General features: G+C 60.2%; 14 protein-coding genes. 13 read left to right on the top strand and 1 reads right to left on the bottom strand.

Going from position 1 to position 14,912, the window contains the following annotated elements:
• The first annotated feature begins 2 nt into the window (after window positions 1-2).
• The 10 genes from hcaB to G5S42_RS08980 all read left to right on the top strand — a co-directional run bounded on the left by hcaB (window position 3) and on the right by G5S42_RS08980 (window position 11,034).
• The gene (hcaB, locus tag G5S42_RS09025) at window positions 3-812 is read left to right on the top strand and encodes a 3-(cis-5,6-dihydroxycyclohexa-1,3-dien-1-yl)propanoate dehydrogenase (RefSeq protein ID WP_176106435.1); all 810 of its coding nucleotides are present in this window, start codon (window positions 3-5) and stop codon (window positions 810-812) included.
• Entirely contained in the window at window positions 809-1,834 is a 1,026-nt protein-coding gene (locus G5S42_RS09020; protein WP_217709868.1) for an NAD(P)H-dependent flavin oxidoreductase, read from the top strand. Before hcaB ends, G5S42_RS09020 begins: the two co-directional genes overlap by 4 nt.
• Window positions 1,835-1,867: 33 nt before the next feature.
• Window positions 1,868-2,647, top strand: a complete 780-nt coding sequence (locus G5S42_RS09015; RefSeq protein ID WP_176106434.1) for a 2-keto-4-pentenoate hydratase — start codon at window positions 1,868-1,870, stop codon at window positions 2,645-2,647.
• 4 nt (window positions 2,648-2,651) lie between these two features.
• Complete coding sequence (locus G5S42_RS09010; RefSeq protein WP_176106433.1) at window positions 2,652-4,526, top strand: feruloyl-CoA synthase; 1,875 nt, start codon at window positions 2,652-2,654, stop codon at window positions 4,524-4,526.
• 22 nt (window positions 4,527-4,548) lie between these two features.
• Entirely contained in the window at window positions 4,549-5,499 is a 951-nt protein-coding gene (locus G5S42_RS09005) for an acetaldehyde dehydrogenase (acetylating) (protein ID WP_176106432.1), read from the top strand.
• A gap of 13 nt (window positions 5,500-5,512) precedes the next feature.
• Window positions 5,513-6,550 carry a 4-hydroxy-2-oxovalerate aldolase gene (gene dmpG, locus G5S42_RS09000; protein ID WP_176106431.1) on the top strand — a complete coding sequence of 346 codons (1,038 nt, stop codon included), beginning with the start codon at window positions 5,513-5,515 and terminating at the stop codon, window positions 6,548-6,550.
• Between the two features lie 4 nt (window positions 6,551-6,554).
• Window positions 6,555-7,577 carry an FAD-binding oxidoreductase gene (locus G5S42_RS08995; RefSeq protein ID WP_176106430.1) on the top strand — a complete coding sequence of 341 codons (1,023 nt, stop codon included), beginning with the start codon at window positions 6,555-6,557 and terminating at the stop codon, window positions 7,575-7,577.
• 79 nt (window positions 7,578-7,656) lie between these two features.
• Window positions 7,657-9,270 (top strand): methyl-accepting chemotaxis protein, encoded by a 1,614-nt coding sequence (locus G5S42_RS45125; protein ID WP_176106429.1) that lies wholly within the window; start codon window positions 7,657-7,659, stop codon window positions 9,268-9,270.
• Between the two features lie 55 nt (window positions 9,271-9,325).
• A complete protein-coding gene (locus G5S42_RS08985) occupies window positions 9,326-10,075 on the top strand; it encodes an electron transfer flavoprotein subunit beta/FixA family protein (RefSeq protein WP_176106428.1) in 750 nt (249 codons plus the stop codon).
• A 23-nt stretch (window positions 10,076-10,098) separates the two neighbouring features.
• Window positions 10,099-11,034 carry an electron transfer flavoprotein subunit alpha/FixB family protein gene (locus G5S42_RS08980; protein ID WP_176106427.1) on the top strand — a complete coding sequence of 312 codons (936 nt, stop codon included), beginning with the start codon at window positions 10,099-10,101 and terminating at the stop codon, window positions 11,032-11,034.
• Between the two features lie 28 nt (window positions 11,035-11,062).
• Here the strand turns inward: G5S42_RS08980 and G5S42_RS08975 are convergent, their stop codons facing one another.
• The gene (locus tag G5S42_RS08975; protein WP_176106426.1) at window positions 11,063-11,317 is read right to left on the bottom strand and encodes a hypothetical protein; all 255 of its coding nucleotides are present in this window, start codon (window positions 11,315-11,317) and stop codon (window positions 11,063-11,065) included.
• A 191-nt stretch (window positions 11,318-11,508) separates the two neighbouring features.
• Here G5S42_RS08975 and G5S42_RS08970 point away from each other — a divergent pair, with 191 nt between their 5' ends.
• The 3 genes from G5S42_RS08970 to sucD all read left to right on the top strand — a co-directional run bounded on the left by G5S42_RS08970 (window position 11,509) and on the right by sucD (window position 14,878).
• Window positions 11,509-12,525, top strand: coding sequence for an NADP-dependent oxidoreductase (locus G5S42_RS08970; protein WP_176106425.1), 1,017 nt, complete (start codon window positions 11,509-11,511; stop codon window positions 12,523-12,525).
• Between the two features lie 199 nt (window positions 12,526-12,724).
• Complete coding sequence (sucC, locus tag G5S42_RS08965) at window positions 12,725-13,891, top strand: ADP-forming succinate--CoA ligase subunit beta (RefSeq protein ID WP_176106424.1); 1,167 nt, start codon at window positions 12,725-12,727, stop codon at window positions 13,889-13,891.
• Window positions 13,892-13,996: 105 nt separating this feature from the next.
• Entirely contained in the window at window positions 13,997-14,878 is an 882-nt protein-coding gene (gene sucD, locus G5S42_RS08960) for a succinate--CoA ligase subunit alpha (RefSeq protein ID WP_176106423.1), read from the top strand.
• Window positions 14,879-14,912: the final 34 nt, after the last annotated feature.

Raw genomic sequence — 14,912 nt, 5'->3', positions numbered from 1 at the left:
CCATGGGTTGGCTAGACAACGATGTAGCGCTGATTACGGGCGCCAATTCCGGGATCGGGCTCGCCGTGCTGCGGCGTTTCCTCCAGGAGGGCGCGAAGGGCGTCGGGGCGTTGGTGCGGAGTGCTCAAGGCGCGGATGCCTTGCGTCAGGAGTTCGGCAACCGCGTTGCGGTGACTGTTGGTGACGTTCGCTCCGCCACGGCCAACGAAGAGGCTGTCGCTGCGACGCTGAGCGCATTCGGCAAACTCGATACGTTGGTTGGCAATGCGGGCGTTTGGGACTACTTCGCATCGCTGCGGAAGTTTGCCGACGGACAGCAGCTCGCTGACACTTTCCGCGAAGTGTTCGACGTCAACGTAATGGGGTATCTGCTTGCCGCGCAGGCAGCGGCGCCAGTATTGCGTGAGACGAGGGGCAGCATGATCTTTACGCTCTCCAACTCGAGTTTTTATGCGGGTGGTGGCGGACCCGTCTATGTGGCTTCGAAGCACGCTTGCGTCGGGATGATTCGGCAACTCGCCTATGAACTCGCGCCGGACGTTCGCGTGAACGGCGTGGCCCCGGGCGGCACTGCGACCCCTCTCAAAGGCCCGGAGTCACTAGGCAAGCATGACGCGCGGCTATCCGAGATCCCTGGATTCTCGGATGCCGTGGCGGACGCCGTACCGCTCGGCTTTATGGCCCAACCGGAAGACCACACGGGACATTATGTGCTGCTCGCCTCGCGCACCAATTCATGTGCGACGACGGCGAACATCATTCAAAGCGATGGCGGGTGGGAGGTGCGCGGGCGTCCCCCGCGCAAAGCATGACGGATATGGGAGGCGCGACGAAGATGGACGGTGCGACAAACCGCGGCTGCCTCGACGAGCTGTTCCCTGCCGGTCGGTTGCCGTTAATGGCGGCGCCGATGTTTCTGGTTTCCGGACCGGAGCTTGCGATCGCCTGTGCAACAGCCGGCATTGTCGGTAGCTTCCCGGCCCCGAATGCTCGCAATGTCGATCTCCTGGAGGTATGGCTCGCGCAGGTGACATCCGCTTTGCGCGATATGCCGGGCGCTTCCCCCTGGGCGCTCAATATGATCGTGCATAGCACCTACGATCGCTTCGAGCGTGAGCTGGCACTGGTCATGAAATATCGGCCCCGCATCGTTTCTACCGCGCTCGGCAGCCCTGCGCGCGTGCGCGAGCATGTGCATAGCTACGGCGGCATCGTGATGGCGGATGTTGTCACGCCCACGCTGGCGCGCAAGGCTGTCGATGCAGGCGTCGATGCGCTGATTCTTGTTACCCATGGCGCTGGCGGGCACACGGGTTATTACAACCCTTTCGCATTCGTCGCCGAGGTCCGTCAATTCTGGAGCGGACCACTTGGGCTCGCTGGATGCATTACGAGCGGACGCGATATCCGCGCCGCCCAATTGATCGGTGCCGACTTCGTCGTGGCCGGCACACGCTTCATCGCGACTCGCGAAAGCATGGCGTCGGCCGAATATCGCGATCTGGTGGTGAGTAGTCGGATTGAGGATTTAGTTGAGTCCAAAGCCGTGTCGGGTGTTCTTGCCAATTGGCTCAAACCCACGCTGCACGCGGCCGGCATCGATGCGTCCCGGGATAGTGAAGGCAAAAGGATCGATTTTTCGGGCGACATCAGTGCCGGGAAAAAGGCGTGGAAGGACGTGTGGTCGGCGGGACAAGGGCTAGGCGCAATCGGGCACTTGAGCAGCGTCGCTGAGTTGGTACGGCAGCTCGAATGCGAATACCTCGAAATGCTGACAACAGAACGGGAACAGACCGGTGCACTGTTGGGCCGCTGGCGAGGGGCATCCGCGTGACGCGCGTCGGTCCGTCAATATTAGGAGAGAGGCATGAGACCAGGCATTGAGGGAGCAGCCGAAGCATTGTGGCAGGCGCGCTCCGAACGGAAGACTATCGCTCGCGTGTCGGAGACCTTCGACATTCAAACGGTGCAGGATGCCTACGCGGTCGCCGAGGTCAACGTCAACCGCGCCCTTGCGGCGGGCGCACGAGTCTGTGGAAAAAAGATTGGCTTGACATCGAAAGCCGTACAACAGCAGCTTGGGGTCGATCAGCCCGACTACGGCGTGCTGTTCGCGGACATGGAGTATTTGAGCGGTGCCGAACTACCGGCGCAAAAGCTGATTCAGCCAAAGGCCGAAGGGGAGATCGCGTTCGTTGTTGGTCGCGATCTCGATGCTCCGGACTTGAGCTGGGGGCATTTTCTCATCGGTTTGGAATACGCGTTGCCAGCGATCGAGGTTGTTGACAGTGCGATCGACGATTGGAAGATTACGCTTGTCGATACCGTCGCTGACAATGCGTCGTGCGGGCTTTACGTTCTCGGCCTCGAGCCGCGCCGTATAGGCGATCTCTCGCTGGCCGGATGCGGGATGGACTTCAGGAAGAACGGGATGACTGCCTCCGTCGGGTCAGGGGTGGCTTGCCTCGGAAATCCGCTGAGCGCGACGTACTGGCTTGCCAAAAAGATGGCTGAACTCGGCCAACCCCTGCGCGCCGGTGACGTCGTGATGTCGGGCGCGCTCGGGCCGATGGTGCCGGTGACGAGGGGCGATCGCGTCGACGTTGAGATCAGCGGCCTGGGCCGCGTGAGCTGCGCGCTGGAGTGACGTGATGAACTCGGCGCATGATGTCCCCGACGGGCTTGGCCGGAATCAGGCGTCTGCGGGGCTTGCTTTGGCAACGCCCGATATCGAACGCGTTGACGCTCCTGACGGCAGCTTCATTCTGCGTTCCCGTATGCCGCCAAGGCCGCACGTTCGGCGTATCGGCACCTGGCTTGAATACTGGAGCCGCACCACGCCTCTACAGGTCTTCCTGGCGGAGCGTACTGACGACGGTGCGGGTTGGCGCCGTTTGACGTATGCGCAAGTGCGTGCGGAGGTGGGCGCGATCGCCCAAGGCCTGCTCGATATCGGCCTTGCATCCGGGCGGCCCATTGTCGTTCTATCGGATAACAGCATAGATGCTGCACTTGTGGCGCTGGCCGCGATGCATATCGGCTTGCCGGTGTCGTTCATATCGGCAGCCTATTCGAGGGCAGCGCACGATAGCAGCAAATTGAACGCGCTCCTGAACGTGCTGGATCCGGGTCTGATGTATGCCGATGACGGAGAAGTTTATGGCAAGGCCATGCAGGCTAGCGGCAGGCAATGCCCGCTCGTGTATTCGCGGAATGTACCGGACGGCGGGATCGATCTCGGCTGCCTACGCAAGACGCGGGAAACGGCAGCCATCATGGAGGCTCACGCATGCGTCACGCCGGATACGCACGCGAAATACCTGCTGACGTCAGGCTCGACTGGCATCCCGAAAGCCGTAATCAATACGCACGGAATGCTTTGTGCAAACCAGGAGGCGATCGCTCAGGTTTGGCCGTTTGTTGACTTCGCCGCACCGATCGTCGTGGACTGGCTGCCTTGGAGCCATACATTTGGCGGCAACCACAACTTCAACATGATCCTGCGCAATGGCGGCTCCCTCTATATCGATGATGGGCGGCCCGTGCCTGGGTCGATCGAAAAATCGGTGCGTAATTTAATCGAACTGTCGCCGACACTCTATTTCAACGTGCCGCGCGGATTCGATGTGTTGCTGCCTCATCTCGAGCAAAACGAGACGTTTGCACGGCATTTTTTCAAGAATATGCGGGCGATCTTTTTCGCTGGCGCTGCGTTGCCAAAGCCGCTATGGGATCGCCTGAAATCGGCCGCTGAACGCCATCGTGATGCGCCGCCACTGTTCACTTCGGCGTGGGGCTCGACGGAAACTTCACCGGTTATCACCAGCCTGCACTTCCATTATCCCGAGCCCGGCAATCTCGGTGTGCCGGTTCCGGGCGCGGAAATCAAGTTCGTACCGAACGGTGACAAGCTCGAAATGCGAGTGCGCGGCCAACACGTCTTCCCCGGGTACCTCCATGCGCGGGAGCTAACAGACGAGGCATTCGATGAGGAAGGATTTTATTTGATAGGAGATGCAGGGCGCTTGGCCAATCCCACAGATCCGAACGCTGGCGTTCTGTTTGATGGACGCATCTCGGAAGATTTCAAGCTGACCACGGGGAGCCGGGTATCGGTCGGCACGTTGCGCCTACGTGCCGTTGCCGCCCTGATGCCATACGCGCAGGACGTTGTTGTGGCTGGACATGATCGCGATGAAATTGGCCTGCTCGTTTTTCCGTCACCGGCGTTGCACGCGTTGGTCGGAGACGACGCGCGTGCGATGACGGGTGAGCAATTGGCGGCCAATGCAGAGGTCCGAAGAAGGATTGCAACCGCGCTCTCCTCGCTCAACGAGGGTCATGGCTCTGCTGGCCGAGTCGCACGCGCAATCATCATCGGCGGTCCGCCAAACCAGGAGAGTGGCGAGATTACGGACAAGGGATACATCAATCAACGGAGAGTGTTGACGTTGCGCGCACACGAGGTCGAGCGATTATTTGGCGGAGGCGCCTCGGTCATCTTTCCCGCCACCAACACTCATTGAACGCACTAGCGAAGGACGAGCAATGGCAAAGAAACTGAAGGCCGCGATCATCGGATCCGGAAATATCGGCACCGATTTGATGATCAAGATTATGCGACATGGCGAGCATCTCGAGATGGGGGCGATGGTCGGCATCGACCCTGCATCTGACGGCCTCGCACGTGCTTCGCGCTTGGGCGTCGCCACGACATACGAGGGCGTCGAAGGGCTTACCCGTCTGCCGGTGTTTGACGAAATCGATATCGTATTCGATGCGACAAGCGCCGCCGCGCATGTGAAGAACGACGCGTTCTTACGTGGGCTCAAGCCTGGCGTGCGAATGATCGACTTGACGCCGGCAGCGATTGGTCCGTATTGCGTACCTGTTGTGAACCTCGCTGAGCATGTCGATGCGCTAAACGTCAACATGGTCACGTGCGGCGGACAGGCGACGATTCCGATGGTCGCCGCCGTCTCTCGTGTCGCGAAAGTGCACTACGGCGAAATCGTCGCGTCGATCTCGAGCAAATCGGCAGGCCCGGGTACGCGCGCGAACATCGATGAATTTACTGAAACGACCTCAAAGGCGATTGAGCAGATCGGTGGAGCGACGAAGGGAAAGGCGATCATCATCCTGAATCCAGCAGAGCCGCCACTGATCATGCGCGATACGGTGTACTGCTTGTCAGAGCCGGCCGACGAGGATGCCGTGGCGCAGTCGATCGAGGAAATGGTGGCTGCCGTCAACCGTTACGTACCTGGCTATCGCCTCAAGCAGACGATCCAATTCGACCGCATTGACGCCACTCAACCGTTGAATATCCCCGGGGTCGGCGCGCGGATGAGCGGGTTGAAGACCTCGGTATTCCTCGAAGTGGAGGGGGCCGCGCATTATCTGCCGTCTTATGCCGGCAACCTCGACATCATGACCTCCGCGGCGATGGCCTGTGCTGAACGCATGGCCGCCGAAATGGTCGCCCGTACCACTGCCTGAAGGGAGAGACGGCATGACATCTGACAAAAAGCTCTACATTTCCGACGTGACGCTACGCGATGGTTCGCATGCGATTCGTCACCAATACAGCGTGGAACAGGCTATCGCCATTGCCAAGGCGCTCGACGAGGCGAAAGTTGACTCGATCGAGGTCGCTCATGGCGATGGTTTGCAAGGATCGAGTTTCAACTATGGCTTCGGCGCACACACTGACCTCGAATGGATAGCGGCAGTGGCGGGCACGGTCAAGCATGCCAAGGTCGCGACGCTACTTTTGCCTGGCATCGGCACGATTCACGACTTGCGCAATGCCTACGATGCCGGCGCACGCATCGTACGTGTCGCGACCCACTGCACCGAAGCCGATGTCTCGCGACAGCATATCGAGCATGCGCGCAAGCTTGGGATGGAAGCAGTGGGATTTTTGATGATGAGCCATATGACGACGCCGCAGCATCTGGCTCAGCAGGCAAAGCTCATGGAAAGCTATGGAGCGACGTGCTGCTACGTCGTGGATTCGGGCGGTGCCCTTGGCATGAACGACGTCCGTGAACGCTTCCGCGCATTCAAAGACGTCCTTGATCCCGGAACGCAGACCGGCATTCATGCACACCACAACCTGAGCCTCGGGGTCGCGAACAGCATCGTGGCGGTGGAGGAAGGATGTGACCGCATTGATGCGAGTCTTGCAGGGATGGGGGCGGGTGCCGGCAACGCGCCACTCGAGGTATTTATCGCGGCGGCCGCTCGACTCGAATGGAACCATGGCTGTGATCTCTACAAGCTGATGGACGCTGCAGACGATATCGTCCGCCCGCTGCAAGATCGCCCGGTGCGAGTCGACCGCGAAACGCTCGCGCTGGGTTACGCCGGTGTTTATTCGAGCTTCCTGCGTCACACCGAAGTTGCCGCAAAAAAGTACGGACTCAAGACCGTCGACATCCTCGTTGAACTTGGCCGCCGTCGTATGGTCGGTGGCCAGGAGGACATGATTGTGGACGTTTCGCTTGATCTGCTCAAGGCAAAAGAGGCCGAACGAGTAACCGGATAGTGCCATGACTGCATTCAAGCTGAGAATCGAGCCGGCGGGTGTCGAAATTCCGTGTTCCGCCGAGGGCAGCCTGCTCGATGCCGCGCTGGCTGCCGGTTACTTTCCGCGTCATAGCTGTCGGCGTGGCCAATGCAACGCGTGCGAGGCACGCGTCGTGTCCGGCGACGCGCGCTATCCGAGCGGATTCGAGCCGGAAGGCGTGCGCGACGGTTACGTCTTGACCTGTCAGGCTCGCTGCACGACGGATGTCACGATCGAGGCCCATGAGGTCGCGTCCACTCCGGGGCAGCGTGTTTTGCAGACAGGCGCGCGGGTGCTGGAAGTCCAGCGCGTGAGCGAGGACGTGGCCCGCGTGCGGCTGGCAGTGCCAACGGAAACGGGTTTTGCTTTTCAACCGGGGCAGTATGTGGAAGTGGTCTTGCGGGATGGGGCGCGGCGCAGCTACTCAATGGCGAACGCGCCCGACGAGAGCGGAACGATCGAGTGGCATGTCCGCGCGGTGCCAAGCGGGCGCTTCTCGAACCACGTCTACCGCTCGCTGAAGCCGCGTGACATGCTGCGAATCGAGGGACCATTTGGTACGTTCATGCTACGAGATTCGTCTGCGCCCGTTATCTTCCTGGCCTCGGGAACGGGTTACGCGCCGATTGCGGCGATGCTGAAGGCGCATGAGACGGTCATCCAGCAACGTGGCGCGGTGCTCTATTGGGGAGGCGTGCGTCTTAGCGATCTCTACGCATACGACGAGGTACGCGCGTGGGAGCAGGCCCATCCCGGCTTCCGCTTCGTTCCGGTTCTGTCGGGCGACGAGCCCGGTTGGACCGGACGCAAAGGCTTCGTGCATGAGGCCGTGTCTGCGGATTTCCCGAATCTTTCGCAGCACGAAGTTTACGCCTGTGGCAACCCGCTGATGGTCGACGCAGCGCGGCACACCTTCACTCTAGCGAACGGACTTCCCGCGGGAAATTTCTTCAGCGATGCGTTCGTCACTAGACCGGAGCCGGTGAAGACCGACGAAAGGGTATGACTTTCGACCGCACAGGCGTGCACGAATATGCCTGTGCGCGCGCCATAACCTTGGCCTTGCAGGAAACTGTGGATAACTTATGAAAGGCATGATAGGAACGATGCGCTTCACGGTCATTGTGGGTGCGACTGTCTGCGTTGTTATGCTGGCTGCGATGAGTTTCTTTAGCGCTATCGGACTATCCAGGCTAGATACACGTGTCGCGGAGGTTTACCTCAAAGGCGCGCTTCCTGTTGCGAACCTCGGCGACATGCGCAAGGCGCTGTTGGACATACGCTTACAGTTGCGCCGCATACAGGCAACGACCGATGCGTCCACTGTCTCATCGTTCACGGATGCAATTCGCGAAGATGAAGACCTCCTGCATAAGGCGTGGAATGACTACTACGCCAGTGGGGCTGCGAGTGGCGAAGGACGCGCTGTGGCCGACCGCATTGTGGCGTTACTTCCTCAGATCATGGACGGTGACGCGAAGATTGCTTCGGCTGATGCGGCCGGCGACCGAGATACTGCGGAAAAGTATATCGTCGCCGATGAAGCGGTCTGGAAAGCACTGACGGCTGCCATTGATGATGGCGTCGATGTTACACGTTCTGAAGCGGGAAAATGGGCCGACCAGGGGCATGCGACCTATCATACAACGCTGATTCTCGCGTTGACGATGTCGGGTATGGGCCTACTCACAGCAATCGCTATAAGTATCTATCTCCTGCGTTCGATCTCGCGCCCCCTCGAAAAATCAATAGGTGTCGCCGGTAACATCTCTGTCGGCAAGCTGGAGAACAATTTAATCGTCGACTGCGGAGGTGAATTCGGTCAGTTGCTCGCGGCTCTGAAAAGGATGGATGAGCAGCTATCGTCGACGGTTCGCCGCATACTGGCGTCCGCTGCCTCGGTCGGGCGTTCGTCTCACGAAATCGCAAGCGGCAATATGGAACTTTCCTCACGAACTGAAGAACAAGCTTCGTCGCTGGAGGAAACGGCAGCGAGCATGACGCAGCTGACGGAGACCGTGAAGCAGAATGCAGACAATGCAATGCAGGCGAATGATCTCGCGACTGGCGCAGCCAGTCTAGCCGACACGGGTAACGAAGCAGTACAAGGCATGGTTGGAACTATTGAGAAAATCGCCAGCAGCTCGTCCAAGATTTCAGATATCACGGGCGTGATCGAAGGCATTGCGTTTCAAACAAACATTCTTGCCTTGAACGCCGCAGTCGAAGCGGCGCGCGCCGGCGAGCAGGGACGCGGATTTGCAGTCGTTGCCAGTGAGGTGCGCAGCCTTGCCCAACGCTCTGCGGCTGCGGCTAAGGAAATCAAGGAACTGATTAGCGCGTCTGTGGCGATGATCCAGGAGGGTGCTCGGCAAGCTACGGACGTGGGCGCAACCATGACGCACGTCAAGCAGGCCATCCGCAGCGTCTCAGATATCGTTGCCGAAATAGCACGCGCGTCCGACGAGCAAAGCCGCGGGATCGAGCAGGTCGAGCAGGCGGTATCGCAGATGGACGAGGCGACGCAACAGAATGCGACGCTTGTCGAACGGGCGGCCGCCGCCGCGCAGTCACTCCAGGAGCAAGCAAAAAATCTAGGCGACGCGGTATCGGTCTTCCTGTTGCGGCAGAGCACTGAAGGAACGGTGGCATCCGAACGCCGCCAGGTTGAGGAGCAGCTAGAAGTTTCCGTCGTTTAGTAAGAAATTCCGAGCCCTCGGAGGGTTTTGCATTTTTCAATGAACGGTGATTGAGATGAAATTGTTGGTTTCAGTGAAACGCGTGGTCGACTACAACGTCAAGGTCCGGGTCAAGTCGGACGGCGCGGGCGTCGATATTGCGAATGTGAAGATGTCGATGAACCCGTTCGACGAAATTGCCGTGGAAGAGGCGGTGCGTCTGAGGGAAGCGGGTGTGGCTACGGAAGTGGTGGCGGTGTCGGCCGGTGTGGCGCAATGCCAGGAGACGCTGCGCACGGCACTGGCGATCGGTGCCGATCGCGCGATCCTGGTCGAGTCGAACGAAGATCTGCAGCCGCTGGCTGTGGCCAAGCTGCTCAAAGCGCTCGTCGATAAGGAGCAACCGCAGCTCGTGATCCTGGGCAAACAGGCGATCGACGACGATTCGAATCAAACGGGCCAGATGCTCGCCGCGCTGGCCAATCTGCCGCAAGCGACGTTTGCCTCGAAGGTGACGGTCGAAGGCGGCAAGGCCACGGTTGCGCGTGAAGTGGACGGCGGCGCGGAAACGCTGACGTTGACGCTGCCTGCCGTGGTGACGACGGATCTGCGCCTCAACGAGCCCCGCTACGTGACGCTGCCCAACATCATGAAGGCGAAGAAGAAGCCGTTGGAAACGATTAAACCCGAGGACCTCGGCGTGAATGTGGCACCGCGTTTGAAGACGCTGAAGGTGGCCGAGCCGCCCAAGCGCAGCGCCGGCGTGATCGTGCCGGACGTGCTGACGCTGGTCGAGAAGCTGAAGACCGAAGCCAAGGTGCTGTGAGATTACGCGCGGAGCGAGACGAAATGACGATTCTGGTAATTGCGGAACATGACAACGCGTCGATCAAGGGCGCGACGCTGAACACAGTTGCTGCTGCACAGAAGATTGGCGGCGACGTCCACGTGCTGGTCGCCGGCCACAATGCGCATGGCGCAGCCGAGGCAGCGGCCAAGATCGCGGGGGTGGCGAAGGTGCTGCTGGCCGATGCGCCGCATCTGGCCCAAGGCTTGGCGGAAAACGTCGAAGCCACGGTGCTGAACATTGCGAAGGATTACTCGCACATCGTGGCGGCGGCAACGGCCTATGGTAAGAACATTGCCCCACGCGTGGCGGCCAGGCTGGATGTGGCGCAGATCAGCGAAATCACGGCTGTGGTGTCCGCCGATACGTTCGAGCGTCCGATCTACGCGGGCAATGCCATCGCCACGGTGCAATCGGGCGACGCGATCAAGGTCATCACGGTGCGTGCGACGGGCTTCGATGCGGTAGCGGCCGAAGGCGGCAGCGCATCGGTGGACAAGATCGAAGCCGCAGGTGACCGTGGCATTTCGCAGCTCGTGAACCGCGACGTGACGAAGCTCGATCGCCCGGAGCTCACGAGCGCGAACATCATCGTGTCGGGTGGCCGCGGCTTGGGGAGCGGCGAGAACTACACCAAGGTGCTCGAGCCGCTGGCCGACAAGCTCGGTGCGGCGCTGGGCGCCTCGCGCGCGGCCGTGGATGCGGGCTATGTGCCGAACGACTACCAAGTGGGCCAGACTGGCAAAATCGTCGCACCGCAACTGTATGTGGCGGTGGGCATCTCGGGTGCGATTCAGCACTTGGCCGGGATGAAGGATTCGAAGGTGATCGTGGCAATCAACAAGGATGCTGAGGCGCCCATCTTCAGCGTGGCCGACTACGGGCTCGTCGGCGACCTGTTTGTTGCCGTGCCCGAACTGACTGAGCGGATCAACTGAGGTTCGTCGAAATCGCCATCGGAACTATCTAAGGCGGAACAGAACGATGGATACGATGCAGCAGGCCCGCCTTGACGCGGCTGCCGCGGCCAATGCGGAGGACGCTTCGATTTGGCGCTGGTTTTGCGTGCTTCTCGAAGAGCGCAGAGTTCGGTGGCGCTATGCGTTCGATCAATGGGTCGTGAGCGTTGATCGAGTTCGAGTTGCAGCCGAAAGTAATTTTCACGATGCCATACGCGCGGCTAAACGGGCCGCCGAAAATCGCGGCCTTGGCCTGTTGCACGAAGCATCGGGCGATGTGAGACGGTCGAGGGTGAACGAGGACGTGACGCGGTGCCTCCGATCCGACGATGAATGTCTGCGGTCTCCCGTCGGACACACCCATTAAATCGCGATAAGGCAGCGTCCTTGTTCGCCTATTTGTTGAGAATTTCGGAATAGCGATCGCGGAACCGAGCGGTGCATGGAGAACGTATGAAGCAAAAGTCGTGGATTGTCCACAAGCCGGCGCGAGGCGCCTATGACCCTAGCTGTCTGAAGCTTGAGGAGCGAGAGAGGCCGAGTCAGGCGGGCGGAGAGGTTCTCGTGCGCACGCTATTGCTGAGCTTGGACCCGAGTAGTCGCAATTGGCTCAGGCTCGATCCTGCATCTTCCCATTCGGCACTCGGAGTAGGCAGCGTGATGGTTGGCATGGCCGTGGGTGAGGTCGTTCAGTCGGGGTCGGTGTGCTTCTCCCGAGGAGATCTCGTGCAGGGACTATGGGGATGGGAAGAATTCTCGGTTGCCCGTCCCGACGCGCTTGAGAAAATCGAGCTGCCACCAGGCGTTCCGCTGGAAACGCACCTTTCAATCTTTTCGCACATCGGGCGTGCGGCCGCGGTGGGTCTTCTCGAAGTGGGCGCGCTCAGTCCGTCGGACACTGTGGTGGTGTCGGGTGCAGCGGGCGCGACGGGATCCCTGGCGGCGCAGATAGCCAAGGCATTTGGCGCCCGCGTGATCGGCATTGCCGGCGGTGAGGCTAAGTGCCGCAGGTTGCTCGACGAGTTGGGACTCGATGGTGCGATTGACTACAAGGCTGAGCCACTCGATGCAGCGCTTCGTCGCGAGTGTCCCGACGGCATCGATCTTTACTTCGACAACGTCGGGGGGGCGACGCTTGACGCTGTCTTGGAAAATATGGCTGTTGGTTGCCGCATTGTGGTCTGTGGCGCAATCTCGCAGTATGACCTGGCTACCGAGAGCGAAGCATACGGAATCAAGAATCTTCCGCTCATGCTCGTCAAACAAGCGCGGATGGAAGGATTCGTCGTTTCGCAATTCGAACATCGTTACGCCGAGTTCGACGAAGTACTCCTCGATTTGTTCACCGAAGGCAAGCTGAAGCATCGAGCGCACTTGGTGGACGGGCTCGAGCACGCGGCTGAATCTCTAAGGCTGTTTTTCAGCGGTGCTAATGAAGGCAAGGTAATGATCCGCGTGGCGTCCCGATAGGATTTCCATTACCGTTCTCAGACATATGAAAATGGGCTGGCGCCGAGATGGGTGCTTTGTCGACCACCGGCTTCACGTGGTTCGCTCTTGGTGCACCAATCGGTTGTCTCGCCTCCGTTGCGGCTTGTACAGGGAAACGCCTCTCGCAATTTTCGATCGACACAACTCAATCGAACTCTCAGACTGAAGGGAATCACGCATGAAGATTCACGAGTACCAGGGTAAGGAAATCCTGCGGAAATTCGGCGTCGCGGTACCGCGCGGCAAGCCGGTCTTCTCGGTGGATGATGCGGTCAAGGCCGCGGAAGAGCTGGGCGGCCCGGTGTGGGTCGTCAAGGCTCAGATCCACGCAGGTGGCCGTGGCAAGGGCGGCGGCGTCAAGGTCGCCAAGTCGCTGGAACAGGTTCGCGAATACTCGAACCAGATCCTCGGCATGCAGCTCGTCACGCACCAGACCGGTCCGGAAGGCCAGAAGGTGAACCGCCTGCTGATCGAAGAAGGCGCTGACATCAAGAAGGAACTGTATGTCGGTCTCGTGATCGATCGCGTTTCGCAGAAGATCGTCGTGATGGCGTCGAGCGAAGGCGGCATGGACGTCGAAGAAGTCGCGGAAAAGACGCCTGAGCTGATCCACAAGGTTGCTGTGGATCCGTCGACCGGCCTGAAGGACTCGGAAGCGGACGACCTCGCGAAGAAGATCGGCGTGCCCGACGCTTCGATCCCGCAAGCTCGCGCGATCCTGCAAGGCCTGTACAAGGCATTCTGGGAAACCGACGCATCGCTCGCCGAAATCAACCCGCTGATCCTGACCGGCGACGGCAAGGTCATCGCGCTCGACGCGAAGTTCAACTTCGACTCGAACGCGCTGTTCCGTCACCCGGAAATCGTCGCTTACCGCGATCTGGACGAAGAAGATCCGGCTGAAATCGAAGCGTCGAAGTTCGACCTCGCGTACATCTCGCTCGACGGCAACATCGGCTGCCTCGTGAACGGTGCTGGCCTCGCCATGGCGACGATGGACACCATCAAGCTGTTCGGCGGCGAACCGGCGAACTTCCTCGACGTCGGCGGTGGCGCGACGACTGAGAAGGTCACCGAAGCGTTCAAGATCATGCTGAAGAACCCGAACCTGACCGCGATTCTGGTCAACATCTTCGGTGGCATCATGCGCTGCGACGTGATCGCGGAAGGCGTGATCGCGGCGTCGAAGGCCGTGTCGCTGAAGGTGCCGCTCGTGGTCCGCATGAAGGGCACGAACGAAGACCTGGGCAAGAAGATGCTCGCTGATTCCGGCCTGCCGATCATCTCGGCGGACAGCATGGAAGAAGCGGCTCAGAAGGTCGTCGCTGCTGCCGCAGGCAAATAAGGGCGCATCGCATCAAGGATGCCGAATGGCGGCGCCTGGGCGTCCCGGTCCGTGCCACGTCACGGCGGCAACGCAATGCGACGCCAAACGAACAGAGGTCAATACATGTCGATTCTGATCAACAAAGACACCAAGGTCATCACGCAGGGCATCACCGGCAAGACCGGTCAGTTCCACACGCGTGCTTGCCGTGAATACGCAAACGGCCGCGAAGCGTACGTCGCGGGCGTGAACCCGAAGCGCGCCGGCGAAGATTTCGAAGGCATTCCCATCTACGCAAGCGTCGCTGAAGCCAAGGCTGAAACGGGCGCGACCGTGTCGGTGATTTACGTTCCGCCGGCTGGCGCTGCTGCGGCAATCTGGGAAGCGGTCGAAGCCGACCTGGATCTGGCAATCTGCATCACCGAAGGCATCCCCGTGCGCGACATGATGATGGTCAAGGACAAGATGCGTAAGGCCGGCAGCAAGACGCTGCTGCTGGGCCCGAACTGCCCTGGCCTGATCACGCCGGACGAAATCAAGATCGGCATCATGCCGGGCCACATCCACCGCAAGGCCCGCATCGGCGTGGTGTCGCGCTCGGGCACGCTGACGTACGAAGCCGTGGGCCAGCTGACCGCGCTGGGCCTGGGCCAATCGTCGGCAGTCGGTATCGGCGGCGACCCGATCAACGGTCTGAAGCACATCGACATCATGAAGATGTTCAACGACGATCCGGAAACGGACGCCGTGGTCATGATCGGTGAGATCGGCGGGCCGGACGAAGCCAACGCGGCTTACTGGATCAAGGGCAACATGAAGAAGCCGGTGGTCTGCTTCATCGCTGGTGTGACCGCGCCTCCGGGCAAGCGCATGGGCCACGCCGGCGCGCTGATCTCGGGCGGTGCCGATACCGCGCAGGCCAAGCTGGACATCATGGAAGAGTGCGGCATCAAGACCACCAAGAACCCGTCCGAAATGGGGCGGCTGCTGAAGTCGCTGATTTGATCAGGAGCGGCAACAATAGGGATGTAGAATACGA

The organism is Paraburkholderia youngii (assembly GCF_013366925.1).
In the GTDB taxonomy this organism is placed as follows: Bacteria; Pseudomonadota; Gammaproteobacteria; order Burkholderiales; family Burkholderiaceae; genus Paraburkholderia; species Paraburkholderia youngii.
The sequence above is the reverse complement of the archived record's forward strand: the minus strand, read 5'-3'. Positions and strand labels throughout refer to the sequence as shown.

Excerpts from the sequence above, each read along its gene's own strand:
- hcaB (WP_176106435.1), top strand. The coding sequence starts at position 3 with ATGGGTTGGCTAGACAACGATGTAGCGCTGATTACGGGCGCCAATTCC.
- G5S42_RS09020 (WP_217709868.1), top strand. The coding sequence starts at position 809 with ATGACGGATATGGGAGGCGCGACGAAGATGGACGGTGCGACAAACCGC.
- G5S42_RS09015 (WP_176106434.1), top strand. The coding sequence starts at position 1,868 with ATGAGACCAGGCATTGAGGGAGCAGCCGAAGCATTGTGGCAGGCGCGC.
- G5S42_RS09010 (WP_176106433.1), top strand. The coding sequence starts at position 2,652 with ATGAACTCGGCGCATGATGTCCCCGACGGGCTTGGCCGGAATCAGGCG.
- G5S42_RS09005 (WP_176106432.1), top strand. The coding sequence starts at position 4,549 with ATGGCAAAGAAACTGAAGGCCGCGATCATCGGATCCGGAAATATCGGC.
- dmpG (WP_176106431.1), top strand. The coding sequence starts at position 5,513 with ATGACATCTGACAAAAAGCTCTACATTTCCGACGTGACGCTACGCGAT.
- G5S42_RS08995 (WP_176106430.1), top strand. The coding sequence starts at position 6,555 with ATGACTGCATTCAAGCTGAGAATCGAGCCGGCGGGTGTCGAAATTCCG.
- G5S42_RS45125 (WP_176106429.1), top strand. The coding sequence starts at position 7,657 with ATGAAAGGCATGATAGGAACGATGCGCTTCACGGTCATTGTGGGTGCG.
- G5S42_RS08985 (WP_176106428.1), top strand. The coding sequence starts at position 9,326 with ATGAAATTGTTGGTTTCAGTGAAACGCGTGGTCGACTACAACGTCAAG.
- G5S42_RS08980 (WP_176106427.1), top strand. The coding sequence starts at position 10,099 with ATGACGATTCTGGTAATTGCGGAACATGACAACGCGTCGATCAAGGGC.
- G5S42_RS08970 (WP_176106425.1), top strand. The coding sequence starts at position 11,509 with ATGAAGCAAAAGTCGTGGATTGTCCACAAGCCGGCGCGAGGCGCCTAT.
- sucC (WP_176106424.1), top strand. The coding sequence starts at position 12,725 with ATGAAGATTCACGAGTACCAGGGTAAGGAAATCCTGCGGAAATTCGGC.
- sucD (WP_176106423.1), top strand. The coding sequence starts at position 13,997 with ATGTCGATTCTGATCAACAAAGACACCAAGGTCATCACGCAGGGCATC.